At 50.0% G+C, this 25853-nt stretch carries 28 protein-coding genes and 1 tRNA gene; 9 read left to right on the top strand and 20 right to left on the bottom strand.

Translation table 11 applies throughout. The annotated features are described in order from the left end of the window. From LLU09_RS10790 to LLU09_RS10775, 4 genes are all read right to left on the bottom strand, one after another. Positions 1-510 (bottom strand): acyl-CoA thioesterase, encoded by a 510-nt coding sequence (locus LLU09_RS10790; RefSeq protein ID WP_040106373.1) that lies wholly within the window; start codon positions 508-510, stop codon positions 1-3. A gap of 101 nt (positions 511-611) precedes the next feature. Next, positions 612-767 carry a hypothetical protein gene (locus LLU09_RS10785; RefSeq protein WP_175288352.1) on the bottom strand — a complete coding sequence of 52 codons (156 nt, stop codon included), beginning with the start codon at positions 765-767 and terminating at the stop codon, positions 612-614. 74 nt (positions 768-841) lie between these two features. Continuing rightward, complete coding sequence (locus tag LLU09_RS10780) at positions 842-2074, bottom strand: aminopeptidase (RefSeq protein ID WP_228311743.1); 1233 nt, start codon at positions 2072-2074, stop codon at positions 842-844. A 13-nt stretch (positions 2075-2087) separates the two neighbouring features. Further along, positions 2088-2285: a DUF1128 family protein gene (locus tag LLU09_RS10775; RefSeq protein WP_040106375.1), complete on the bottom strand. Its 198-nt coding sequence runs from the start codon at positions 2283-2285 to the stop codon at positions 2088-2090. A 157-nt stretch (positions 2286-2442) separates the two neighbouring features. Here LLU09_RS10775 and LLU09_RS10770 point away from each other — a divergent pair, with 157 nt between their 5' ends. The 4 genes from LLU09_RS10770 to LLU09_RS10755 all read left to right on the top strand — a co-directional run bounded on the left by LLU09_RS10770 (position 2443) and on the right by LLU09_RS10755 (position 4740). Continuing rightward, positions 2443-2763, top strand: coding sequence for a YtxH domain-containing protein (locus LLU09_RS10770; protein WP_228311742.1), 321 nt, complete (start codon positions 2443-2445; stop codon positions 2761-2763). A gap of 56 nt (positions 2764-2819) precedes the next feature. Then, positions 2820-3863 (top strand): YihY/virulence factor BrkB family protein, encoded by a 1044-nt coding sequence (locus LLU09_RS10765; RefSeq protein ID WP_228311741.1) that lies wholly within the window; start codon positions 2820-2822, stop codon positions 3861-3863. Then, positions 3847-4413: a beta-class carbonic anhydrase gene (locus LLU09_RS10760; RefSeq protein ID WP_228311740.1), complete on the top strand. Its 567-nt coding sequence runs from the start codon at positions 3847-3849 to the stop codon at positions 4411-4413. Before LLU09_RS10765 ends, LLU09_RS10760 begins: the two co-directional genes overlap by 17 nt. A 135-nt stretch (positions 4414-4548) precedes the next feature. After that, positions 4549-4740 (top strand): hypothetical protein, encoded by a 192-nt coding sequence (locus LLU09_RS10755; protein ID WP_228311739.1) that lies wholly within the window; start codon positions 4549-4551, stop codon positions 4738-4740. 58 nt (positions 4741-4798) lie between these two features. On the opposite strand, the gene map is transcribed toward LLU09_RS10755, so the two are convergent. Next, complete coding sequence (map, locus tag LLU09_RS10750; RefSeq protein WP_228311738.1) at positions 4799-5554, bottom strand: type I methionyl aminopeptidase; 756 nt, start codon at positions 5552-5554, stop codon at positions 4799-4801. 106 nt (positions 5555-5660) lie between these two features. On the opposite strand from map, the gene LLU09_RS10745 reads away from it, so the two are divergent. Next, a complete protein-coding gene (locus LLU09_RS10745) occupies positions 5661-6692 on the top strand; it encodes an FUSC family protein (protein WP_228311737.1) in 1032 nt (343 codons plus the stop codon). On the opposite strand, the gene dinB is transcribed toward LLU09_RS10745, so the two are convergent. Both dinB and LLU09_RS10735 read right to left on the bottom strand, forming a co-directional pair. Continuing rightward, positions 6685-7752 (bottom strand): DNA polymerase IV, encoded by a 1068-nt coding sequence (gene dinB, locus LLU09_RS10740; RefSeq protein ID WP_222998355.1) that lies wholly within the window; start codon positions 7750-7752, stop codon positions 6685-6687. The two genes, LLU09_RS10745 and dinB, sit on opposite strands and share 8 nt — an antisense overlap. Before the next feature lie 58 nt (positions 7753-7810). After that, positions 7811-8383: a DUF3267 domain-containing protein gene (locus LLU09_RS10735; protein ID WP_228311736.1), complete on the bottom strand. Its 573-nt coding sequence runs from the start codon at positions 8381-8383 to the stop codon at positions 7811-7813. A gap of 102 nt (positions 8384-8485) precedes the next feature. Between LLU09_RS10735 and LLU09_RS10730 the strand changes: the two genes are divergently transcribed. Together LLU09_RS10730 and LLU09_RS10725 are read left to right on the top strand one after the other, a co-directional pair. Further along, on the top strand, positions 8486-9526 hold the full coding sequence (locus LLU09_RS10730) for an NAD(P)/FAD-dependent oxidoreductase (RefSeq protein ID WP_228311735.1): 1041 nt from the start codon (positions 8486-8488) through the stop codon (positions 9524-9526). 150 nt (positions 9527-9676) lie between these two features. Continuing rightward, positions 9677-11053: a hypothetical protein gene (locus LLU09_RS10725; RefSeq protein WP_228311734.1), complete on the top strand. Its 1377-nt coding sequence runs from the start codon at positions 9677-9679 to the stop codon at positions 11051-11053. 36 nt (positions 11054-11089) lie between these two features. Here the strand turns inward: LLU09_RS10725 and LLU09_RS10720 are convergent, their stop codons facing one another. From LLU09_RS10720 to LLU09_RS10700, 5 genes are all read right to left on the bottom strand, one after another. Beyond that, complete coding sequence (locus tag LLU09_RS10720; RefSeq protein ID WP_228311733.1) at positions 11090-11464, bottom strand: hypothetical protein; 375 nt, start codon at positions 11462-11464, stop codon at positions 11090-11092. Positions 11465-11585: 121 nt separating this feature from the next. After that, positions 11586-12011, bottom strand: a complete 426-nt coding sequence (locus tag LLU09_RS10715; protein WP_040106385.1) for an Ohr family peroxiredoxin — start codon at positions 12009-12011, stop codon at positions 11586-11588. A 76-nt stretch (positions 12012-12087) separates the two neighbouring features. After that, positions 12088-13098, bottom strand: a complete 1011-nt coding sequence (locus LLU09_RS10710) for a thermonuclease family protein (RefSeq protein ID WP_228311732.1) — start codon at positions 13096-13098, stop codon at positions 12088-12090. 122 nt (positions 13099-13220) lie between these two features. Next, complete coding sequence (gene uidA / locus LLU09_RS10705) at positions 13221-15023, bottom strand: beta-glucuronidase (RefSeq protein ID WP_228311731.1); 1803 nt, start codon at positions 15021-15023, stop codon at positions 13221-13223. Positions 15024-15099: 76 nt separating this feature from the next. Further along, positions 15100-16629, bottom strand: coding sequence for an MFS transporter (locus tag LLU09_RS10700; protein WP_228311730.1), 1530 nt, complete (start codon positions 16627-16629; stop codon positions 15100-15102). Positions 16630-17145: 516 nt separating this feature from the next. Here LLU09_RS10700 and LLU09_RS10695 point away from each other — a divergent pair. After that, positions 17146-17217, top strand: a tRNA-Val gene (locus LLU09_RS10695). 325 nt (positions 17218-17542) lie between these two features. Here the strand turns inward: LLU09_RS10695 and LLU09_RS10690 are convergent. From LLU09_RS10690 to LLU09_RS10675, 4 genes are all read right to left on the bottom strand, one after another. Beyond that, complete coding sequence (locus tag LLU09_RS10690; RefSeq protein ID WP_228311729.1) at positions 17543-18475, bottom strand: arsenic resistance protein; 933 nt, start codon at positions 18473-18475, stop codon at positions 17543-17545. A gap of 8 nt (positions 18476-18483) precedes the next feature. After that, complete coding sequence (locus tag LLU09_RS10685) at positions 18484-19011, bottom strand: hypothetical protein (protein ID WP_228311728.1); 528 nt, start codon at positions 19009-19011, stop codon at positions 18484-18486. A gap of 42 nt (positions 19012-19053) precedes the next feature. After that, positions 19054-20451 carry a 23S rRNA (uracil(1939)-C(5))-methyltransferase RlmD gene (rlmD, locus tag LLU09_RS10680; RefSeq protein WP_228311727.1) on the bottom strand — a complete coding sequence of 466 codons (1398 nt, stop codon included), beginning with the start codon at positions 20449-20451 and terminating at the stop codon, positions 19054-19056. Positions 20452-20567: 116 nt separating this feature from the next. Then, a complete protein-coding gene (locus LLU09_RS10675) occupies positions 20568-21020 on the bottom strand; it encodes a hypothetical protein (protein WP_228311726.1) in 453 nt (150 codons plus the stop codon). Between the two features lie 120 nt (positions 21021-21140). Here LLU09_RS10675 and LLU09_RS10670 point away from each other — a divergent pair, with 120 nt between their 5' ends. Continuing rightward, positions 21141-22070, top strand: coding sequence for a protein-ADP-ribose hydrolase (locus tag LLU09_RS10670; protein ID WP_228311725.1), 930 nt, complete (start codon positions 21141-21143; stop codon positions 22068-22070). Positions 22071-22097: 27 nt separating this feature from the next. Here the strand turns inward: LLU09_RS10670 and LLU09_RS10665 are convergent, their stop codons facing one another. The 4 genes from LLU09_RS10665 to LLU09_RS10650 form a co-directional block, all read right to left on the bottom strand. Beyond that, entirely contained in the window at positions 22098-23042 is a 945-nt protein-coding gene (locus LLU09_RS10665; protein WP_228311763.1) for a VOC family protein, read from the bottom strand. Continuing rightward, the gene (locus LLU09_RS10660; RefSeq protein ID WP_228311724.1) at positions 23039-23848 is read right to left on the bottom strand and encodes an ABC transporter ATP-binding protein; all 810 of its coding nucleotides are present in this window, start codon (positions 23846-23848) and stop codon (positions 23039-23041) included. The genes LLU09_RS10665 and LLU09_RS10660 overlap by 4 nt, the downstream gene beginning before the upstream one ends. Positions 23849-23933: 85 nt before the next feature. Continuing rightward, positions 23934-24851 (bottom strand): cysteine synthase A, encoded by a 918-nt coding sequence (gene cysK, locus LLU09_RS10655; RefSeq protein ID WP_040106403.1) that lies wholly within the window; start codon positions 24849-24851, stop codon positions 23934-23936. Between the two features lie 91 nt (positions 24852-24942). After that, positions 24943-25797: a DUF6544 family protein gene (locus LLU09_RS10650; protein ID WP_228311723.1), complete on the bottom strand. Its 855-nt coding sequence runs from the start codon at positions 25795-25797 to the stop codon at positions 24943-24945. Positions 25798-25853: the final 56 nt, after the last annotated feature.

Genomic DNA, 25853 nt, shown 5'->3' with positions numbered 1-25853 from the left:
CTAGTCAAAAAGATCTGTCGCAAAGAACTCGCGCAATGCCTTCGAACGTTCCCTTCTATGGCGACGGTGCTCCGCACGTTCCTCCCCCGTCTCATCGAGCCATTTCAAGCGCTCGTTATCAGGGATGAGCGTCGGTACTTCCAGAGGCTTGAGGTCATCATCCAACGCAACGAATGTAAGGAAGCTGAAGGCGGCAAGCTTCTTTTCTGTACCGTTCTCTAGCTGTTCCTTCGAAACCTTGACCAGAATTTCCATCGAGGATTTCCCCGTATGGGTCACCAGTGCCTCGAGGATGACGACGTCCCCAAGATGGATCGGCTCCAGAAAATCGACCGAGTCGATTGAAGCGGTCACCACCTTTGAACGAGAATGACGGCGTGCAGCGATTGCTGCCACGTCATCTATGTATGCCATCAGCCTGCCTCCGTACAATGTATGATGATTGTTCGTATCCGGCGGCATGACGTTTGATGTCTTGACTGTATAGGATTCCGACATTTTCTTTTCCATATTTTTTCCTCCATTCCAAGCACTACTATAATAGCACATTTTGGGCATTAAAAAGGAAGGGATAATCATTATCCCTTCCTGATTTCTTCTATTGGAAACTGCTAGTCCTGACGTTCCAGCGCCTCTTCCGGTGTATCGATCACAATCGCATCCTTGCCTGGAAGCGCCTTGGACAGGAAGTGGTGCAGGATCAGGGCAAATGCAAAGATGGCAAAAAGAAATGCCAGCATTACGAGAAACATCATTGCAAAGCTCATGAAAAACCCTCCTATTGGTACTTTTCCTATTGCTTATATTTTAACATAAAGGCCGCGCTTGTACTATCTATAATTTAAAAGGCCCAGTTTCCTTTTTCAAACACTTTCTCTTCCGTACCCTCTTCAGTGATGCCGTATATGTCCAGCTGGTCGGAACCGATCATGAAGTCGACGTGCGTGATAGAATCGTTGAGTCCCGCCGCCTCCAGTTCTTCCCGTGACATGGACTTGCCCCCTTCGAGACAGAAAGCATAGGCACTGCCGAGAGCGATGTGACATGAGGCATTTTCGTCGAACAGTGTGTTGTAGAAGAGTTTACCCGCATTGGAGATCGGTGAATCATCAGGCACCAGCGCCACCTCTCCAAGGTGTCTTGCCCCTTCATCGGCATCCAGTATGTTCTTCAGCACTTCATATCCTCTGCCCGCTTCGAAATCGACGACTCTGCCGTCCTTGAATGTCAGCTTGAAGTCATCGATCAGATTGCCTCCATGGCTGAGCGGCAGCGTATTGGATACATAGCCGTCCACCCGGTTGCGATCCGGTACACTGAACACCTCTTCGGTCGGCATGTTCGCCATGAACTTCTCACCATCTGCATTCAGGCTGGAGGCGCCGGCCCACAGATGGCCTTTTGGCAGACCGATTACGAGGTCTGTGCCTGGTGCTTCATATCTGAGCGCCTTATACTTCCTGGCATTCAGGTAGTCCACCTTCTCGTGGAGCGTTGCATCATGCTGCTCCCATGCCGCTACAGGATTGTCGACATCTGCACGGACGGTATAGAAGATGAGGTCCATCAGTGCTTCAACAGCCGCTTCATCATCCTTATCTGGGAACACCAGCCTTGCCCATTCGACGGACGGATAGCCTGCCACACACCAGCTGTGGTAGTCCGACTGGATGCGGTTCGAGAAATCTTTGAAAGCACGGCCTGAAGCCACCTGCATTGCCTGCAGCTTCTCCGGATCCACATCCTTCAGCAGTTCCGGTGATGAGGAGGTGATGCTCAGGAACCCGGCCTTTTCATCCGAGTAGAACATCCGCTCATCTATGGCCCATTGGTGGATCATGCTCAGTTCCTCCTTGGACTGGTTTTTGGCATGCAGCTGCGTCAGCCTGTCATCGGAAAGGACGACCTTCACTTCCTTTGCACCTTTCTGGTAGGCTTTCTCGGTCACGAGTCTGATCAGCGGGAGTGCGTCCTGGGCCCCCCTGATGAATACCCGGCCATCCGGCTGGACATTGAGTCCCACGTCCACGAGCAGATCTGCATATTTTTCAAGTTTCTCTTCAAATTGTGTCATATGTATTTCTCCTTCATTTCCTCAGTTTTGAAAGCTCTTCGATGATTGCCGACTGCTCGATTGCCGTTATCTGGTTCCTGCCCGTCACCATCTCGTGGATCTCCCGGATTTCCTCAGTGTTCCCATCGTCGAAATCATCCGCATTGAAAAGCCCCTTGTTTACAACATTCAGCGATTCTTCTATCTCTTTCAGCATATCCGCCTTGTTCATTTGAATTCCTCCATACCAATATATTAAATGACATTACAATAGTAACAAAGTTCATATGATAATAAAATTTATAATTCAGTTATTCGATGAATAAAGTTTGAAGTTAGTTTAAAATGGTTATAAGCAACTATAAATCACATACAAAGGAGAATTCTACATGGATAACAAATTGATACCCGCTGTTCTCATTGGAGCAGTCGTAGGTGCTGGACTCAGCCTGATCGACAAAAATACAAGACAATCCGTACTCAGCCGTTCGAAGGACCTGAAGTACTATGCACAGAATCCGGATGAGGCGAAGAATAAACTTTCCTCCGATTCCGGTCAACCATCCAAGATCGAAGGACTCAAGGATGAAATCATGTTCTGGAAGGAAACAATTGAAGAGATCAGACAGAACAACCCTGAACTTGAACAATCCATCAAGGATGCGAAAGATACATTCCAGAAGAAGCGTGAACAGAAGCAGTTGAACTGATGATTCATGGAAGGGCTGACGACTGTTGGCCCTTTTATTTTTAAAGGAGTGAGGATATGGCTGATAAACCGACCAATTCGGATTACTTGAACCAGGCCAAACAGGAATCCAAGGAATCCCAGGCGAAAAAGTCACAGAATGCAGAAGGCGAAACGTTCGTCGATAATGTAAAGTTCAAATCCAAAGCCTCAAAGAAGCCGGATGAGACATTCTATGTCTCTAAAATCAACAAGCCGGCAAAGCACAAGGATAATCCTAATTTTTTCCAAAGTCTTATATTCCAGTTTTCAAAGGATAATACATCCGGCATGGGGGCGCAGCTCGCCTACTACTTCCTGCTTGCGATCTTCCCGCTGCTGATCTTCCTGCTGACGTTGGTCCCGCTATTCCAGATCGACCAGCAGATGATCACCCAGTTCATCCAGGATTATGCACCATCCGATATAGCCGGCATGCTTGAAGGCGTAATTTCTGACGTTATGCAGAATTCTAACGGCGGACTGCTCTCAGTGGGTCTGCTGGTGACACTGTGGTCCGCATCGAACGGTATGACGGCACTCATGAATGCCTTCAACGTCGCCTATGATGTGGAAGACAACAGGAACTTCGTCGTTGCCAAGCTGCTTTCCATAGTATTCACCATCATCCTGGCAGTATCCGTATTGCTTACATTCGTACTCATCGTGTTTGGTGAACAGATTGGTAACCTGATGTTCGGGGTCATCGGTCTCGATCAGCAGTTCCAGGTAATATGGAACTGGGTCAGAAGCCTGCTCCCAGTACTTCTCGTGTTCATCGTCTTCGTCGTCATCTATACGACGGCGCCGAACATCAAACTGCAGGTCAAAGCAGTCATACCGGGGGCCCTATTCACGACAATCGCATTCCTGGTCGCATCATGGGGCTTCAGTTTCTATATTTCCAACTTCGGCAACTATTCTGCAACATACGGCAGTATCGCCGGCGTCATCATTCTGATATTATGGTTGTATATCACCGGAGTCATCATCATACTCGGCGCCCAGATCAATGCGATACTGCATAAGCGGGCAATGAGGAAACAAGGAGAGGAAACTGCGAATAATGAGTCTACTGCATGATCTGCTTGAATTCAACGAACAGTTTGTAAACAGCAAGGAATACGAAAAGTATGTAACCGACAAATCACCGGACAAGAAGCTTGTCCTGATTTCCTGTATGGACACCCGGCTGACGGAACTTTCCACCAAAGCCCTCGGCCTCAGGAATGGCGACATCAAGCACATACAGAATGCAGGTGCAGTCATCTCCCATCCATACGGCAGTACGATGCGGAGTATACTGGTTGCGGTCTATATGCTCGGTGCAGATGAAGTCATGGTCATGGGCCACCACGACTGTGGGTTCGGCGCCCTGAAGCCTGAGCCGATGATCGACAACATGAAAGCCCGCGGCATCACGGAAGAGACTTTCGAGACCCTCGAAAACTCGGATATAGACATCAAAAATTGGCTGAAGGGCTTCGACAGCGTCGAGGAGAGCATCACAGAAAGTGTTGGAAAGATCAAACATCATCCGCTGATGGTGCCGGATGTGCCGATACACGGCACGGTCATCAACCCTGCAAATGGGAAGGTCGACCTCGTAATCAACGGGTATGAAGAAGAATAGAGACAACAATCCCCTCCACTGTAATTCACTTTACAGTAGAGGGGTTTTTCAACCTTAAAAGTGTCTGATTATTCAGTCTAATAGTTTGTAATCGCTCCTAAAAGGTGTATAATGTAAATAAAGGAGGGGATAGTGATGAATAGAGACAGGAGAAGTAGTCGGAATGTTGATATTGACCGCATGATCAACGAAGGCGGTGGCGGCTTCATGTACTACTTCGATGACTTTCATCATGAGATTGAAGCTCCTCAGCCGGATGAAACTGATGAAGCCCTTTCTCAAACAGAAGAGAACGAGGCTTCACCAGAGTATAAAGAAGCCGGCTGACGGCCGGTCCGACGGAAAGAAGCGTGGCATACGATCGTATGCCACGCTTCTTTGCGTTCTAGTCCTCCACCAGCGTCAGCAGTTTCGGACCTTCCTTTGTAACGACGATTGTATGCTCCTTCTGGGCTACATAGCTGCCGTCCTTCGTTTCAAACGCCCAGTCGTTCTTGCCGTCTGTGACAAAGGCGGCCTTCGTGGAAATGAACGGCTCCACTGCGATGACCATGCCTTCCTTCAGCAGCTCACTATTTCCAGGCTCGTAGTAGTTCATTATGTGCTTCGGTGCATCATGAAGACTTCTTCCTACACCGTGTCCTGTAAGATTCTTGATGACCGTGAGCCCGTTCTGCCGTGCCACTTTGTGCACTGCACGTCCAATCTGGCTGACCTTGGTGCCGGGCTTGATCTTCTTCAGTGCTTCTTCGAAAGATGCCTCACACACATCGATGACCTTCTGCTTCAATGGGTCTGTGGAAGTGCCGGCGATGAAGGAAAGGCCTGTATCTGCGAAATAGCCATTCTTCTTGGCGGAGACATCTATATTGACGATGTCCCCTTCGTTGATGACGCGGCTGCCCGGGATGCCATGGGCCACCTCTTCGTTTACGCTTATGCATGTATGGCCTGGAAATTCGTATTCACTGATCGGGGCACTCTCGGCGCCCATCTCTTCAAGGAGCCTGCCTCCCAGCTCATCGATTTCCTTAGTGGTCATCCCCACTTTCGTCGTTTCTACAAGTTCCTTCAGCACCTTGCCGCAAATCTGTCCGATTTCTTCAAGCTGCTTCATTTCTTCATCAGTTTTAATGATCATTTGCTACCCTACTTACTTTAAAAATTTTTCTTCTATCGATTATTATAACAAACTCTTCATGCTATACTAGAGTCGTATACTTAAAATTAGTGAAAGAAGCATGAATATGAAATTTGACATCCGCAAAATCATTGGCCCAAGAATCATTAAAACAGGACTCTCAACCTTTCTGACAGCCCTGATATGCATGGCGCTTGACCTGCCGCCGATCTTCGCCGTCATCACCGCCATCGTGACGATCGAGCCGACGGCCTATGCTTCATTGAAGAAGGCGTATGTCCGTTTCCCGGCCTCCATCATCGGTGCCTTCATTGCGGTGACATCACTGTACATCTTCGGTGAGAATGCCTTCACCTACTCCCTGGCGGCGACGCTGACCATACTTGTCACCTATCGGCTGAACCTGCATTCAGGTGTCCTTGTTGCAGCCATCACTGCAGTCGCCATGGTCCCTTCTGTACAGGATGCCTACGTCTTCAACTTCCTTTCCAGGCTGGCGACCACGACCATCGGACTGGCTACCAGCACTCTGGTCAACTTCCTCATATTGCCGCCGAAATATGCCGGCCAGATCGAGGCGCTCACGAAAGCCTCGACTAAGCAGACCCACAGCCTGCTCATCCAGAGGCTCGGGGAACTGGTGGCCGGAAAGTATGAATCGGATAAAAGTGAGAAGGCCTATACCAAAGTGCAGAACGCCATCACCGAGGCCGAAAAACTGCTCAAATATCAGCAGGATGAGTACCGCTACCACAAATCAAACCGTGAAGAGATGCGCCTGATGAACCAGCTCGAGCGCGAACTCCAGTTCAAGAAACTGTACTTCACGCATCTGGGTAATCTGATCTACCTGCCTGAAGACATTTCCATGAAGTTCACTTCCCAGGAAAAGGCGGCAGTGGAAGAGATCATCGACTACCTCAACCGTGACCTGGACGAATTGACCATGACCAATTCCGCTGTCCGTTTCATCAGACGTCACATCAGGAGCTTGGATGATGAGCAGGATGCCTTCAAGATTCATCTGCTTTATGAAATCATCATCATCTATCAGATGATCGTCCAGCACCACAAGGCCGGCTCCAGCACCCATAAGAAGGTGCAGACCAACAGCAGGCCGAAAGACGGCACTACATGAAATCATATATCGTCAAGTTGCGATACGTCCTATCCGAGAGCTGGGACACAGTCACCCCGATGAGCCTTATGGGCACATCGGGGTCTTTCAGTTCATGGTAGAGGCTGTAGGCGTAACGGTATATCTCGTCTTCCGTAAAAACCGGGTTGTTCGTCATCATCTGTCTAGTGTGCGAAACATAATCAGCCGTCTTCATCTTGACGGTGACCACCTTCCCGGCAAATTGCTGCAGCTCAAGCCGGGCGCTCACCTTGCCGCACAATTCTTCGATCACCTTCAGTATCTCCTCATCCTCATTGATGTCATAGTTGAAGGTCGTCTCTTTCCCGATTGATTTCCTGACCCTTTCGACCTTGAGTTCGGAAGTCCCGATGCCCCTGGCCTTCTGATGGAGGCTCGCCCCCTTCTTGCCGAACTGCTCGATGAGGGCCGCTTCACTCCATTGGTAGAGTTCCTCTCCCGTATGGATATCCAGTGACTTCATCTTTTCTTCAGTGACACGCCCCACTCCCGGGAAATCTCCTATATCCAGTCCAAAAAGGATGTCCTGTACATTATCGTAGTGGATGACCGTCGTCCCGGCAGGCTTGTTCATGCCTGAGGCGATTTTGGCCAAGTATTTATTGTATGATACGCCGCTTGATGATGTCAGGCGTGTCGCATCAAAAATATCACGCTGTATATCCAATGCCACCGACTGGGCGGAGCGCTCCCTTGAAACGAGGTGGGTGATGTCCAGGTATGCTTCGTCCAGGGAAAGCGGCTCCACTATTTCAGTGTAGGATAGGAAGATGTCCATGATCTGCTTTGAAACCGCCTTGTACTGGTCGAATCGCGGCCTGACATATATTCCGTCAGGGCAGAGCTTGTAGGCCTGCTTCGTCGGCATCGCCGAATGCACGCCGAATTTCCTCGCTTCATAGCTTGCTGTCGCCACTACACCCCGGCTTGCGGATTTTCCGCCGACGATGACCGGTTTTCCCCGATAGGACGGATTGTCACGCTGCTCCACCTGGGCGTAAAAAGCATCCATATCGATATGAATGATTCTTCTCTCCATAGCATCCACCTATTTTAAAATATTTACCTAAATTATAACATAGAACGAACAGACGTTCCTATCTTGAATCTGCTGGATTGCCTTCATACATCGTCATGCCGACTTCCGTATCCTCCACATACTTCATATTCCGATGCTTCATTATAAGATATATGTAGTAGAAGTCGCCTGCGCACGCCCCCGTGTGGAGCGCCAGCAGATATTTATAGGCTCCGTGGGGCACTGTGAACATCATGATCAGCAACACGGAAGTGATGATGACGAACGGCATCAGAATCACGGTCATAAACTGCCGCCTAGTAAATATCTCTCCCGGCGCTGCAGCATAGAACATGCCTGACGTGTAGCCGAAACGGACGTTCCCTTTTGGATTGAATAACTTGAAGAACAAGCCATGTATGCCTTCGTGGACAGTGATGATTGCAAACAGGATCGCCATGATCAGGAGGACCGCACCGATGATGCCGAAGGATTCCATTCCGATCAGGGCAGATCCTGCGTCATCAGCCAGGAACAGGTCCAGCAGGTAGAATGCGATGAACGACAGGACGGTGAGTGATATGGCCAGTATATTCAAAGTCCGGATCGCAGATCGATCCCTGAAGATGTCTAGTACATATTTATCTTTCAATATCCCTCCCCCTTTCAAAAGCACTGTAACACAACCGGAGCAAATAATGTTAGACTATCCTATAAATGATTGCATCCAAAACAAGCGATAGGAGTGGATCAAATGGCAAGTTTTACAATCGTCGGCGGCGGCATCGCGGGTGCTTCGACAGCCTATCATCTCGCCCGGAAGGGGCATCAGGTGACAGTCTACGACCGTGCCGATACCGGTCAGGCGACAGACGCCTCCGCCGGAATCATATGCCCCTGGGTCAGCCAGAGGAGGAATAAAAAATGGTACCGCCTGGTCAAGGAAAGTGCCAAATACTATCCTGACTTCATCGCCCGGCTCCAGGAGGAGACGGGGCTCGACACCGGTTACCGGCGTGAGGGCTCGATCAGCCTGTTCAAGGATGACCATATACAAAGCCTGGCCTTCGACAGGATAAGTGCAAAAAAGCCCGATGCACCGGAGATGGGGGAAGTCCGCATGGTCTCCCGTGAAGAAGTGAAACAGATGCATCCGGACCTGACGGGACTCTACCCTGGTGTATTCGTCGAAGGCGGAGGCCAGGTGAAGGGGGCCAGCCTGCTCAAGGCACTGAAGGCCGGATTCCTGAAACATGGCGGCGAATGGATCACTGCAGATTTTGATGCCGAGACGGCTGAAGGCACCGTCATCTATGCGACAGGTGCATGGGGCATCGAACAGGATACCGATCCGAAAATCCGCCACCAGCGGTCCGAAGTGCTGCATTTCAGGCTCAAGGATGGACGGAATGAGGACCACGCCCCCGTCGTCATGGCCCTGGGGCCAATCTATATCGTAGAGATGGGCTTGAACCAGTATGCCATCGGGACGACACATGAAGATACAGAAAGTTTTTCAGCAGAACCTTCAGCGGAAAACCATGAATATCTGCGGGGACTCGCACACCGCTACTTCCCCGACTCCGAAATCGAGGATGTCAAAATGATGGTGGGGCTGAAGCCCTATACACGGGACTTCCTCCCTTTCCTTGGACAGGTGGAAGAAGATGTCTTCGTCATCAACGGCATGGGGGCGACCGGCCTGACCGCAAGCCCATTCGTCGGGCATGAAGTCGCCAGCCACCTCAGCGGTGAAGAAACGATACTCGACATAGGTGACTACTCTTATATCTGAAGGCAGAACACATCTGCCTTTTTTCTATTGCCATTCAATTTGTGGGAATAATCAAATAGCTTTGGCAAAGCGTCCTTATCTATCATATAATAAATGAATATACCCACAAGCTCCATCTGATGCATATTTATCGTGAAAGCAGGTATTACATTGAATATCCTATACAATCAGACCATACTTAGGAACTTCTTCTACATATATGCTGTTCTGTTCATCCTATTCCTGATCTATTTCTTCAGTGACATCGGGGTGCTTGGGACCCTCGTCGACTACTTGGCGATCGGTGTGCTGATCATCTCCTGGGTCTTCAGCACAAGACTGTTCAAGCTGATTGGCGGCCTCTTCATCATTGCAGGGGCTCTCTTCACCCTCACCTCAGGAGGAAATATAGGCACGATCATCAGCAATACTACAAGCAATCTCCCGCTTCTGCTGTTCTTCAGCACACTGCCATGGATCGGTACCGTTGTAAAGGTGGGGGGGCTTGATGAAAGCATTACGGAGATGATTCAGGACCGGGCGAACAGGGTCGAGAACATCTATGGCAGAAGCGTCGTCACCTCCTATTTCCTGGCGGTTTTTTTGAACCTGTCGGCCATATACATCATCCAGCAGGTGCTCCGGGAGCTGTTCAGGAAGACGTCGGTCGGATTCAGGAATGAATTCATCATCAAATCCACCCTCCGGGCATTTGCGCTTGCAGTCATATGGAGTCCGCTTGAAGTCATCGTCGGCCTGACGGTCGACTCGACGGGTGTCTCCTACTTCACCCTCCTGCCCTGGCTGCTGGTGACATCGATAATCGTCGGCCTGACAGAAGTCTTTCTGACGAAACGTGAGTTCAACGACATCACACTCGATGCGCCTTTCAATGAAATAGACCGTCGGGCACTCGGCCAATCGATCATAAAGATGGTCATCCTGCTGATCAGTTTCCTCAGCATCGTGATGGTCTTCAATATGAATTCCGACCTCGGCTTCGTCATGACCGTCGCACTGATCATCATCCCATTCTCCTTTGCCACGGCGTTCATCATGAAGCGGTTTCCGATATTCCTCCGGACCGGCTGGGAGACATGGAAGAACCACAACAATCACCTCCAGAACTTTTCGGTGCTCTTCCTGTCACTCGGCATCTTTTCGGGCGGATTCAACAGCAGCAGTGTCCCTGGAGTGATGCAGCAGGTTTTCGGCTATGTCGACTCATTCCTTATACTGATTCTCCTGCTCATCATGCTGGTCATCTATGGGCTCGCCATGTTCGGTGTCCATCCAGTGGCCACACTCGCCATACTGGCGGAAGTGCTCGTTCCGGTAATGAACCCTGAGAATGTGCTTTCCATCGGCATCGTGATGGTCGTCTGCGGCATGGGGATATCCGCTGCCGCACCGTACGGCATCAATGCGACCATGACCGCCCAGAGCATGGGCATCAACCCTTACAGGATCACGAAAATGAATATGGGCTTCTCGCTCAGGATGGGCCTGACCGGCATACTGATTGCGATGATCGCCCTCATGATTTAAAAAAGAGGCATCCATATGGATGCCTCTTTTTCGCGCCTATACCAGGTAATAGAATAGTATCGTGAAGATGAACAACAGCAGATAGCCGAATATCATCAAGTTGAAAAGTCCCACAATGCCGAGTATGATCATCTGCCACCTCTGATACACTTTTATGAAGCCCAACAGCTTGTAGCCGATCAGCATCATGAAGGGTATGACATAGAGATAGGCGAATACCAGTATCCGACGGGCGGACTCTCCACTGACATCGAGGAGGCCGATCAGGATCAGGCTGATGAGGAAGCCTATCGTGATGAAGCCGAAATATCCGAGGATTCCCCACCTCGTCCGTGGTGCCTCCTTCCGTGCCAGGAGATATGTAGAAATCAGTATACCTGCTATGTAAAGGACGCTCAAAAAATATATCATACGGTTTCCTCCTCTTTTGACGGAATCTTTAGGCCCGCCATTGAATGGACCAGTACAATTGTACCATCTTTTCCAATAAAAAATGGGAAGCCCGAAGGGCCTCCCATTCTTCTATTCCGTGCTATTTCGTTGTACCCTTCAGTTCCACATCGATGCCATCACGTGCCATCTTGGAGTAAGGACACAGTTTGTGTGCATCTTCAACATATTGCTGGGCCTTATCCTCTGCCACACCATCGAATTCCACTTCGATTGCTGCAGAAAGTTTGAAGCCGCCGTCCGATTCGTCCTTCAAGAGTCTTGCCGTTGCGTTGACTACACGGTCGGTATTTTCCTCTTTCGCCTTTTTCAGCACACCATCCAGCGCACTATTGAAGCAGGCACTGTAGGCTGCTGCGAAAAGCTGTTCTGGGTTCGTTTCCTTAGTGTCTTCTCCAGACATCTGCTTCGGCTGCTTGACGTTCATTGAAAACGATTTGTCTTCACTGTGGACTTCGCCGTCCCTACCGCCTGTGTTGATCATCGTTACCTCATACAAAGGTTTCATCAAAAGCTCAACTCCTTTTATAGTCTACCTACATTGTATGGAACTTTCGCCCAACTATCAAACAAACAGATTCACGTCATTCGCAAGCCATGCCATCCCGGTCCCCATCCATCTGAAGGGTATAGGCGGGATGGCCTTCAGGGACACCTTCCGGATATACCTCCCTCAGCTCAGCGCAGTTTTGGAATTCCTCATTTCCGGCGTCCGATTCCGCCCCATCTTCTTCTCCCTCAGAGTCATACGGCTGATCTAGGGACCATATCCCCAACCCTTCCGCTTCAGCTTCCTGCTCCGCTTCTTCCAGTCGGTCCAGGTGGGTCGTATTCGGCGGATTGACATATTTGACCTGTGCGAGACCTTCCCTGACAAGAATTTCATTGACCATCTCACCGTCTGCATAGACGTATGCCAGATACCTCTCGTAATGATCCTGCCTCGGGCCCACATCGAACTCAACTTCGATTTCTTCGGCTTCCTCCAGGAGCTCCTTCGTCCGGGCTGATGCTTCCTTGCCCAGGGGCTGCTCCCCGATTCTCGGATGGTTCGTTTCAGGTGTGTCGATGAGCAGATATCTGAAGGAGGCTGCCTCCCCCTCGAAATGGAACTTCGTCGTATCACCGTCGACGAATGACGCCACCTCCACCGGAATCCTTTCTCCAGCCTCTTCAGACTTCTCTTCCGAACCGAATGTTTCATTGATCTCCCGCACTGGATCATCAGCGTCGTCCATCATGAAGAGCGGGATAATCATAACTGCCAGCCCAGCAAGCAGCGTGATGGCAGCATACCTCACATATCCCTGGGCATTGTCATTTTTAGCTTTTTTGACGATGTACACTAATAGAATGCCCGCTGCAGTCAAAAGGAGGTATATGCCCATCACCATGAGTCCCGCCCCCAAACTCATACCGGCACCCATCAGGGTTGCCATGAGCGCAAGCACAGAGGCGATCGTCATCATCATGAACGACATCTGCCATGCCTGCCTATACTTCCCCTGTCCGACATATCTGAACAGGCCTACACCAAAGACGACTACAGCCGCCAGTGCAGCGAGAAATGATAATACTAGAAAAAGCAAATCCATAAAATCCCTCTAATCCGTGTGTTTATATCAGCTACTATACCACGGGAGGAACCCAGAGGGGGATAGAATTTGATACTAAAAAGCGTATGACCAGTTTTCAGATCATACGCCTCACTCAGCCGCTATTTTTTATAGTTGTAGTGTGGGATGCTTTCCCATCTTTCTTTCATATAGTGGGCCGCCATCTTAGGCTTGCGGTCCCTGGTGAATATGCCTTTCTTATTGCCCTGGACCCTGATGACACCCTGGCTTGTTTCGAAATCTGCAAAGTTCCAGATATGTTCTCCGACGAAGTTCTTCGTCTTATCGAAGATTTCGTGGTTGGCTTCAAGGAAGAGCTTCTGGTACTCCTCCGTGAACATGATCGGGTCGACGGCGTGGAAGCCGGCCACCGTATCCGCCCCGTATTCCGTCATGATGATCGGTTTATCCGGATGGGATTCCGCATAGTGCTGGAATTCATTCTCCAATGCGATTTTGGCATCTTCCAGGTCACCACTTTGTGTATACCAGCCATAATATCTGTTCATCGCAAGGACATCGACAAGATCTGCGACCTGTTCCTTCTCAGGAGTCGCCATGAGGTGTGTGACCACTGTCGCTGGACGTTTCTGCGGGTCACATTCCTTCGTCAGGTCATAAAGCGGTTTGAAGTAGTCATAGGCACCTTCTTCTTCAGAAGCAGGTTCATTCGCAATGCTCCACATCACGACGGAAGCATGGTTCTTGTCGCGCTTCACGAGATCTTTGATGACTTCCCTGTGGTGGTCCATCGTCCGGATCTCCTGCCATGTGTTGCGTTTCTCACCCGGCCCGAACATTGTGGCCATGAAGTTGAGATGCACACCGACAGCCGGCGTTTCATCGATGACGACGAATCCTTCCTTGTCGGCAAGGCGCATCATTTCTTCAGAGTATGGGTAGTGGGCCGTCCTGAACGAATTGGCGCCGATCCACTTCATCAGATTGAAGTCGAGAATGTTTGCCGCTTCATTGAATCCCCGTCCGTGGATATACGTATCCTCGTGCTTGCCGAAGCCTTTGAAGTAGAATGGCTTGTCATTTATCCTGAACTGGCCTTCTGCCACTTCGACTGTTCTGATGCCGGCAGGCAGCACATAATGATCCACCACTTCTCCGGAACCATCTTTGAGATAGACGTTGAAATCGTACAGGTAGCTGTCCATCGGTTCCCAGAGCCTAGGCTCCTCGATGGCGGCCTTGCCGGTCTTTCCTTCACCTTCATACACTATATTGCCGTCTTCGTCCTGTACGACGACTTCAACCTTTTCTGCTTCACCGCTTGTTTCCACTTCATAGTCGAAAGCATAGTTGCCACCCTCATTCACCGGGGACACTGTCAGATCAGTGACATGGACTTCCGGCACCGTATATATCTTGACTGGACGGTGGATGCCGGCATAGTTGAAGAAGTCGAAGTTCGGATCGTTATACTTCTTGGTACGGCCGTTTACGGTCTCTTCCTTGTACATGCCGACCGGCAGTGTGGATTCATCGAGGATGTTGTCCACTGCAACCGTCACCCTGTTCTTTCCATTTTTAAGATGGTCGTTGATCTTCACTTCGAATGGCAGGAAACCACCCTTGTGTTCGGTGATCTTTTCACCATTGAGATACACTTCCGCGTTATGCGTCACTGAACCGAAGCGCAGTATGATCTGCTCTTCAAGGATATGTTTCGGCAGTGTGAATTCCTTTTCGTACCAGACCGTGCCTACATGGTTCCTCGCCTTCTCATATACTGCCGCATCATTGTATGAAGCAGGTACAGCCATATGATCCTTCGTATCGAGTTTTCCAGCATACCATTTTTCTTCGTGTCCTTGGCCGTCATCCAGTTTGAAGTTCCATACCCCAGACAAATCGATCAGGTTTCTCGTTTCAGTGGTTATTGGATAAAGCATCAATATCTCTCCTCATTTTTAATTGTTGGTTTATCTTTAAACTTTCTTCAGACTATAGGCTGCTCTGAAACATCGCCTACTTTCCGTCACCTTTTCCTTCTTCATCAGCTGCTTGCTGTTCTGCCAGTTTCCGATCCCGCTCATCCAAGATGAAGTTCTTCGTGTTGTTGAGTTCGGTCTGGATCTCCGCCATCTTTTCCTTCGTCAATGGATAGAAGCGCATTGCTATGATGGATATGATCCAACCAAGTATCGGGAAGCCGAGTGCTGTCATGAGGGACACCCACAACAGTCCTGTCGTCAGTTCATCGTTGACCGTCGGAAACTCATCTCCAAATCCAATCATGGCCACGAGCACACCAACAACGAATGGTGCTGTACTCGAAACCAGCTTATCGACGAAGGAGAAAAGTGCTGCAATCATGCCTGGGATATACCTCCCGGACTCATAAGTCTCATAGTCCGAGACATCGGCAATCATCGGTATGACGATGGACGGCGTCAGGGTGCTGACGGAGCGCCCAATGGAATACAGGACCAGGAACGTTATGGACAGGATTCCCCAGTTGCCGAGCGCAAAGCGTTCCGTATCGAAAAGGACCATCAGTACGAATAGCAGCGTGAAGGAGATTGTCCCGATATAGGAGAAAAGAATCAATGCACGTCTGAGACCAAGGTTCTGGGCGTATCTTACACCGAAGAAGACGATGAAAAGGCTAGGTATCAGGATGATCAGGCTGAATTGTCCGCTCAGGGCGAAATTGCCCATCAGGATGCCGAACAGCATGACCTGCACCACCTGCTGGTTCATGAACATCGCTGCGAACTTGTCGGTCGCAGCAGATAGGACGAGCATCTGGAGCGCCCTGTTGCGCTTCAGTACAGGCCAGTAGTCGCGGAACCGCGTCTTGACATTGATATCTTCAATACCATAGAATTCTTTCCTGTCCTTCCCCCATATCGCCACTACCGCCAGCACTGTGAAGAGTGCTGAGATGGCCGCAAAAGTAAAGGAGAGTTCCGTGAAGTAGGCTTCGGTGAAATCTCCATATTTACCGATCATGTACTGGGAGGCATAGAGCTGACCGAATGTGAATAGTGAAAGCGAGAATATCGCATCAAAGATCGAAAACAGCGGCCGCTGTCTCGGATGATTCGTCAGAACCGTCTGAGCTGCCCGGGTGACAGTCGTCTGCATCGTATAGCCGATGATGTAGAAGAACTGCAGTATGATGAATATGATGAGGTGCAGACTTTCCGGAAACAGGTGGATGACATTGAACATCAGCAGGAATGTCAGAATGAGTATTGCATTCCCAAACACCATGATTGGCCGGAATTTTCCGAACTTCGTCTCGGTCTTATCGATGATGAAGCCGATCAGCGGATCGGTGATGCTGTCGAACACCCGCATGAGTGCAAGTATCGTACTGACGACCATCACCGTCAGCCCCGCAACGCCCGTCGCATAGTATGTGACAAACCCCATACCGAATAGGAATAGGTTCGTCGCTGTGTTGTTCAGTGCAAAGGCACCAATCTGCCACAGTTTCGCCGTATGGTACTGCTCCCTTGAAAATTCACCTTCAATTCTTGGTCTCGCCATGATCTTTGCTCCCCTTTTTGCGTTGGACATAATTTAGAAACAATTAATTTATACGATAAACTAATTATGTTTAGAATATAGCATAATTTAAAAGCGCTTTCAATGTATTATATGCAATTATCTGAAAAAGCTATGGTAGTTGATTTTACAAGTAAACTAATTTAGCGACATATAACAATGAAACATGGCATCTTAACTAATTCCGTTCATCATATTTCAATAAACATATATTGAGCAGCCGTCATCCTGATGGCATTGCCTGCCCACTGAAGCAATAAATGACAAAGATGAGGAGATGGAGTAATAGACAATAAATGACGGTCTTCATAGCCGTAGAGAAGTCTGATATCACCAAGGAAAAAATAATTCCCGGAATCGTCATTTGGTTATTGACAATTCCGGGATAACATTGTAAATTTGAACATGTAGTTTTTAAATCGTGATCCATCAGACAGGCACTTGTACATCAGGTGTTGAAATTATTGTTTCAGGGTCCCGACGGATAAATAAAAGTAGGGTCTGTTAGCTCAGCGGGAGAGCACTTCGTTGACATCGAAGGGGTCACTGGTTCGATCCCAGTACAGACCATCCAGCACCACAACGCAAACATCCAGTCAATAGACTGGATGTTTTTTATGTTTTGAATATCAAGTAATAAAACAATAACTTAATTTTATTTCTTTCGCTTATCTCTTATGCTTCCAACAGCCAGTATGTAAGCAGCAATAAACAGTAGCACCATGGACACACTGGTCCAAAAGGTCTCTGCTCCATTGGCTACAGAGGTCCGATACATCAATGCGCCTAGTAACATTATAGTTAAACCAATTCACTTGATGATGAGCACCTCCTCTACTTTACTACATTCAAAGGTTCGTCTGCGTTAGACTACTCGGAATTCTTTTTCTACCTTTTATTTATGCCTGATCAGTATTCTCGAAGCAAGACCCAGTACCGGCAGTTCGATGATGGGACCGATGACGAGGGACAGGGCGATCAGCGGCTGCTCCGGAAATGCTGTAACGGCGATGGCGAGTGCAAGCGGAGAATTGCGTGCCAGTGTCATCATGATCAGACTGACGGATTCCTTCCTGCCGAACCGGAACAGTCTGCCTGCCCCCTTCCCCACTATGAAGGTAATCAGGAAGAACAGCAGCAACGGCGGCAGCAGAAGAATGACGACATCAAAGTTCTCAAGCAGTGTATCGCGTTCGGAAGCGAACATTGCGGTCACGGCAAGTCCAAGAAAGATGACATTGAAGGTGTCGAAGAAGCCCTCCACTCTGCCTTCTGAAGGAAGGAAGCGCTTCGTCAGCAGTGCAAGTAGAAAAGGGATGCCGACCACAAGCAGCACACTCTGTATGATGCCCGGGAATGACAGTCCGGTGCTCTGTTCAAATCCGAAGAACAGATAAAGATAGGCGGGCAGCAGGATCAGCTGCAGAATCAGATTGATCGGAAGCAGCGACGCCGACAGCACCGTATCCCCTTTCGCCAGGCCGGTGAATACAAGGTACCAGTCGGTGCACGGGGTCACTGTCAACATGACGAACCCGACCCATATCAATGGATGCTCTGAAAGGAAGACCATGCCGATTGCATATGCAATGACGGGCGTCCATAAAAAATTGATGCCGAGTGAAACGAGCACGAACTTCACCTTTTTGAATGAAGTGAATATCCGTTTCAATGGCATCAGCAGAAACAATCCATAAAGCATGAGCATGAGGAAGGGAGCGATGAAGGCACCGGCATGCTGTTGGACACTGTCGACGCCGCCCATCGTAACTCCCATAAATATGGCAATGAGCAGAATCAGCGGCTGATATTTTTCAAGCCTGTTCATGGCGCCCCCTATGCCAGCAGATTGGCAATATCCCAGGATTCCCGTTTATAGACTTTGAACATGAAGTACATGAGGACGAGAATGCCGAATTTGAGGGAGTGGTCATCCAGGTGAGGGTCCGCCAGAATGAGGGTATCTCCACTGGCAACATCCTCCTTTACCGTCGCAATATGATATCCATGGAAGTAGACTTCCATATCCCCACTCCAGTTCTCCTCGATGCTCATGAACTGATCGTCAATCCGGCCATCGACACGGAAATGGAGCAGACTGGTCCCCGGCCTTTCCTTGAATACAAGCTCGATGTCATCTGCTACGATGATATATTTTGAAATGTTCATATCCCTGAATTTCCGCTTCTTCAACCCCAGTATCAGTGACTCCCCTTGAGTGGAGGTATATGAATAGGTATTCCGCTTTTCACAATTCCTCAAGGCTGCTTTTTCAACATAACCGACTGGATCATTATGATCATTTTCTATCGCTACCGATTTTCTGTTTGAATCTACGGAAAGCTTGAATTGATATTGCTTCATAACTGCCTCCTCCATAATCTCTCCACCCACCCATGCATATCTCTATAATGTTGAATCTTTTTTCCTCAGCAATGCGACAAGCTCCACGTGTACCGTATGTGGAAAAAGGTCTACAGGCTGTACGCGCTCAAGTTCATATCCATATTCCCTCAGCCATGTGATGTCATCGGCAAATGATTCCGGATTGCAGGATACATAGACGACGCGGTCGGTCCCAAGCCGGCCGATTCGGCGCATGACCTTTCCACCTGCCCCGGAACGCGGCGGATCCAGCATGAGCAGGTCCGGCCTCCCCCATGTTTCAAGGATTTCATCCATGCCGCGCCTTGCGTCCTTGGCGAGGAAGTAGGTGTTGTCGAGGCCGTTGTCTTCGGCATTCCTTTTAGCAGAATCGATGGATGTTTCTACAATCTCGATGCCTGCAATTGCCTTGACCCTGGCTGCAAAAGGCAGTGAAAATGTCCCGACACCGCAGAAGAGGTCGATCATCCGTTCATCTTCAGTGACTTCCGCCATCTCTATCGCCAGATCAACGAGCTTCTCCGCCTGGAGCGGGTTCGTCTGGAAGAAGGTATCGAACCAGATCCTGTATTTGTAGCCATACATTTCATCATTGATATAGTCGCGGCCATGGAGTACATGCGTCTTCTCCGACTGCGCCATATCCGCCCAGTCCCTGTTCTCCATCCACATCAGGCTCTTGAGGTTACCGAACTTTGATGTCAGCCGGCTGACGAGGTCATCCACAGCTGCCTGGTTCTCCTCCGGAGTGCCGGTTGAGAAAATCGCCAGCATCAGTTCGCCGGTCTTCTGTGACTGTCTTGTCATGAGATTTCTTAGCAGCCCCTCATGCTTATCCTTGTCATATCCGCTGAGTTCGTGTTCCCGGGCCCAATTGGAGACTTCGAGCATCGCCTCGACCATTTCATCACCGGCGATCAGACACGTGTCGAGGTCGATGACATTGCGGAAATTCCCGAGTTCATGCAGGCCGAGGGCTCCGTCCCTGCCGAAAGTGAATTCCATCTTGTTGCGGTACTCCCATGGGGTCTCCATGCCAAGCGCATCGGCCACGACACCAGAGTCGAACCCTTCAGACTCAAGGAATGATTTCACTTCGCCTGTCTTATAGGCGAGCTGTCCTTCGTATGTCCAGTGCTGCCACACACATCCGCCGCACTTCTCGAAATGCGGGCATGGCGGTGCGACACGCTCCGGATGCTGGGTGATGATTTCATCCGGCAGTACACGGGCAAGCTTCCTGTCGGGGTTCGGTACGGTGACCTTCGCCTCCTCCCCGATGAGCGTCTGGGGGACGTTCAGCTTCAGTTTCCGAGGATTGCTGCCGCCGGTATCGCGCCAGACATGCCCCATGCCGGACCCCTTCTTATCAAGCTTATCTATTTTTACATTGTGCGTTTCGAATTCCTGATTGGACACAACAGCATCTCCTATCCTTATCTCTTTATATCCATTCTACATTATCCATGAGCGCATTCACAAATGCTCCAAATATTCTAAAGAGATTATGCGGTTTTCGCAAGATGGAAAAAGCTTTATATCCATAAAGTGATCAGCAGGCCCACAAACAGTCCGAATACCCCGTGTCCGAGCGTCCAGTAGAACCACGCCATGAAGTCGTTCGGCGCCGGCGGCGTCTCCGTCAATGCACTGAGGAAGTAGAGGATGCCTCCGCCCACAGTAAATACAAGGATATACGGCCATATCTCCATCTCCCATCCGAATGGAATGAGCAGATAATACAGCACGACTGCACTCGCTATGCATGTGCCATAGTGGAATAGTATGCCGGTTATCTTTTTGTCGCTCCACTGCTTAAGTATCGGAATATAATCCATGTTATACAGCAATATGTCGGCTTTATTGCCCGTAATCCTGCAGATGACCTTCATCACCGCGGCAAGCACCATCCCCGAAATCGCACCGATCACCACCAGTTTCAAAAATGTCCCCATCCCATCACTCCAATCCATAAGTATCACTGCCATCAAATAAAACACGGGAGAATGTTCATAGACACTATACCCATTGGAAAAGATCATTATACTAGACAACGGAAAATAATGGATGGACAGTTGAAACCTCTAAATGGCATTCAGGGAATTTTCATGACAAAATGGGATGAAGAGGTGATTGTAATGGCCAACATCGGACTACAGGAATATGCGGATGCGATCAGATTGAACGATCCATTCGAACCGAAACTTGATGAAACGATGAATAGGGAGGCACTGGTGGATGACGTACTGGTGATTCTGCGTAATGAGCAGGCGGGCACCCAGGACATCGACATCCCTGACGATTATGAAGCAAAACGGCGCCTCATCCGGGCACTTCTCAACATCCGGCAGCCAAAGCCGCTCAATAAGGAAATGATGCTCAAGCTGGACACACTGCTTCAGATTGAAAAGAGGGAAAAGCAGACCGTCGCAGCACACGAACTGCCTGTCATCAGCCAGGAGTATCCAGAAACGGATGTATCCGGGTCGGACAGGATGGCCCTGTGGCAAGGTGACATCACATCCATCGAGGCAGATGTGATTATAAATGCGGCGAATGAGAAGCTGCTTGGATGTATGCAGCCTCTCCATGACTGCATAGACAACGCCATCCACTCAGGCGCCGGCCCAATGCTCCGGGATGATTGTGCAGAAATCATCCACCGACAGAAATCGGATGAGGAGACGGGCAATGCTAAAATCACACGCGGGTACCATCTGCCAGCCCGATATGTGATCCATACGGTCGGACCGGCCCTCACCGGGAACGAAACCGTGACGGAGGCACACGAAGCGGCACTCGCTTCAAGCTACCGTTCCGCTCTTGATCTTGCCGACGAAATGGAGGATATCAGGACAGTCGTCTTCCCTTCCATTTCCACAGGCGTATTCGGTTTCCCGAAACAGCGGGCGGCAGAAATCGCCCTTGAAACCGTCGGCAGCTGGCTCAAGTCGCACGACCATCATTTCGATGCCGTCATATTCAATGTTTTCAGCGAGGCTGACAAGCAGATCTATGAAACCAAAATCAAGTCGTAAAAAAGAGCGGAAAATATTCCGCTCTTTTTACGTCCACTCTTCAATCGGCCGCAATCCAGCTTCTATCTCATCACGCCTGTTTTCAAGAAACGGTGGAAGATCCAGTCCTTCACCCAGTTCCTCAAAATCACGGTCTGCAGTGAATCCCCGCTCATCGGGCCCGACGATTTCAAACATGATGCCATTCTCCTCCCTGAAGTACAGGCTCTCGAAATAATACCGGTCCTTGACGCCGGTCGTCATATAGCCCGCTTCCTTCAGTATACGGTCCCATTCGGCAAGAGGCCGTGACTTTGATTCAATCGCAAGATGATGGACACTTCCCCGTCCTGCGCGCGCCCTGCCGCCCGCTCCGTGCCGGATAAAGATTTCTCCGAAAGCTTCACCTTCCATCGCTTCAAGCAGCGTTTCCTCCTCGTCTTCTTGGGCGATGGTGTAGCCGAACATGGTATGGAGCAGTGATGTGAGGCTATCCCTGTCCTTCACTGTAATCTCCACAGTACCCATGCCGAGGATGCAGTGCTCATCCTCTATGTCATTTTCCTCCCATGGGCGCCATCCCTCAGGAATATCCTTATTTTCATGATTGAGCAGAATGAGCACGAGCCCATCCGGATCCCGGAAACGCAGCGCTTCCCGTCCGGCATAACTGATGATGCCATCGTGATCGACATCATAGGAATCCAGTCGTCTGCCCCAATATTCCAGACTGTCATGGGAAGGCACCAGAAGACCGATGCCGGAGATCATATTGGTGCCCCGGTGTGTGCTGCCGATATTCGGCATCTCGAAGAATGTCAGGTCATTGCCCGGACTGCCTTCAGCATCTCCATAGAAGACGTGATACATCTTCACATCACTCTGGTTTACGGATACTTTGACCCGTCGCAAACCCAGCACTCTGGTATAGAAATGATTATTCTCCTTGAGGTCCTTCGTGAACATCGAAATATGATGGTGTCCTGAAATCATGTCCTGCCCCCACTTTCCTTTGCCATCCGCTCCACTGACATCCATGGACGGCCGCCTTCCCAATGCAGATTGATCGGAATCTTATACGTTTCGGTCAGGTTTTCGCCCGTCAGGACATCCTGTTTCGGTCCCTGTGCGATGATCTGGCCGTCCCGGATCAGTAGCACATGGGAGATGGCTTCCGTAATCTCTTCTATATGATGGGTGACATAGAGCAGCGGCCGTGTCTCTTCGGCTACCTGCTCCGTCATAGCCAGCACATCCTCTCGTGCCAGCACATCCAGTCCGGCACACGGTTCATCCAGGATCAGCAGCTCAGGATTGCTCATGAGGGCACGCCCCAGAAGCGTCCTTCTCTGCTCCCCCTGTGAGAGTACCGAATAGCGCTGATCCGCTATGTATTCCAGCCTGAGATCCTTCAAGATGTTTGCCGCACGCTGTGCCTCCGCCTCCGTAATATCCTGATAGATGCCGAAGGAGGCGAACTTGCCGCTCAATACGATGTTCTCCGCCGTCTCCCGGTTCAGTGTCTGTGCAAATCTGCCGAGCGCATTGCTCACGAAACCGATCTTTTTGCGCATCTCAGGCAGGCTTGCCTTGCCGAATTCAGTCCCCAGCACCTTGACCCGTCCGGCAGTCGGATAGTTGTAGCCCGTGACGATATTCAATAACGATGTCTTTCCGGAGCCGTTCAGACCAAGGATCGCCCAATGTTCTCCGGGCTTCACTTCCCAATTTATATCCTTCAGGATTTCCTTGCCATCCCTTCTCCATGATACATCCTCAAGCTTGATGATCTGATCCATATCGCATCCCCCATCCAATCACTGTATTCATCTGTAAATATACAGAAAAAAGGCGATGGAATCCAATCCATCGCCTCTGTCTCCATTATTCTATCAAGCCCATGCTCATGTAGCGTTCGCCCGTATCCGGTGCAATCGCAACAACACGCTTGCCTGCACCAAGCTTCTTCGCCACGCTGATTGCCGCAAAGACGGAAGCGCCGGCAGAAGGTCCTACAAAGATGCCCTCTTCCGTTGCCAGCCTGCGGAACATGTCGATCGCGTCCTCGTCGGCAATCTGGATGATCTCATCATATACATCCGTATTCAGTATGTTCGGGATGAATCCCGGACTCGTGCCCACAAGCTTGTGCTTGCCCGGCTCTCCCCCGGAGAGTACAGGGGACCCCTGCGGTTCCACAACGGCAATATGGAGATCCTTGAGATGCTGCTTGAGCACCTCGCCGGTGCCTGTGATCGTACCGCCAGTGCCCGCTGTCGCCACAAACGCATCGAGATCATAGTCGAAGTCCTCCAGAATCTCGACCGCCGTCGTCGTACGGTGGATGTCCGGGTTCGCATAGTTTTCAAACTGCTGGGGGATGAAGCTGTTCGGGATTTCCGCCTGGAGCTCCTTGGCCTTCCTGATGCATCCGGGCATCTTTTCATCTGCAGGCGTCAGCACCACTTTTGCACCATATGCCTTCAGCAGATTGATGCGTTCGCTTGTGGAGCTGTCAGGCAGGACGAATATCGCCTCGTAGCCTTTGGCTGCTGCGTTCATCGCCAGACCGATCCCGGTGTTGCCGCTCGTCGGCTCGATGATCGTGCCGCCCGGTTCGACAAGGCCATCCGCTTCCGCCTGCCTCAGCATATTGTATGCTGCACGGTCCTTCACACTTTTGCTGGGGTTGAACATTTCAAGTTTCACATAGACATCCGCAGCCCCTTCAGGCACCAGCCTATTCAATTTCACTACAGGTGTATTTCCTATCACATCAACAATACTATCGACCCTATCCATATGGATGCTACCTCTCTTCTCTATTAATCCTATTTCATTAGTATACTATAACATTTATGTCTTGCGGGTCAAAGAGAGGCGCTCCCTGAATTCACTGATATGGGTGGGGGCTATCGTACTCGATTTCCGTCACTTCGAAATTGAACCAGTTGAAGTCTCCGGCATCCAGTTTCCAGGTCACTTCACCTTCAGTCGGGACCCTCACCCCTTCAAACTCCCTGTACGACTTCAAAGGGATTGCCCATGTCTCAAGACGCGTCTCACCATCGAATTCCCCATACCGTTCCGCCTCGAAATGCGTGGGATCTCCATCACTGTTGAAGGTGAACACACCTGTTGCTGAAACGTCGCCATATGTCATGGTTGCCTCCGCATTGTTTTCATCGATATGTTTCCATATTATATAGTCATTCAACGCAGCACTCGGAAACCATATCGTTTCCGCCAAGTACCTCAACATCGTCCCCTGATCGATTTCGGGGCCGCTCGAGTCGGCGACTGTAAACATGGAAAGCACCTTGATCAGCATATTCCCCCGGGCATCATCATACTTGTCCCTCCCCGAAATGTGGATGAAGGGCGCCATGCGGATATCCGCCTTCCAGACGAACCCCGGCTGGTGGGGAATGAAATACTGTTCCGCCCGGACAGGCATCCATGGCTTGTCTTCAGCCAGCCGCATCTCTGCATTCTGCCTGAGCCGCACCGCCTTTATATCCCCACGATCCATGATGCCGGAATTTCCAAGCCATCTCCGGACCGCATCAGGCAGCCCTTCGAGGTCTGCTTCCGATATCTTCCGGACATCTTTTTCCACCTTTTCAAAAAGTGCTTCCACTTCCTCATCCACCATCCTGTTGAACCTTTTCCTGGCGGCGAAGGCACCACCCAGCAGCACAACCGGAAGACCTCCGATTCCAGCAAGCAAAATTTTCGTTTTGGACATGATCCATTCCCCCTGTTTGGTAATCAGATATGATGCTCCTTGACCGGAATTCCCCC

It is taken from the genome of Salinicoccus sp. RF5 (genome assembly GCF_020786625.1).
Classification (GTDB): Bacteria; Bacillota; Bacilli; order Staphylococcales; family Salinicoccaceae; genus Salinicoccus.
This window is presented reverse-complemented; position numbering and strand designations above follow the sequence as displayed.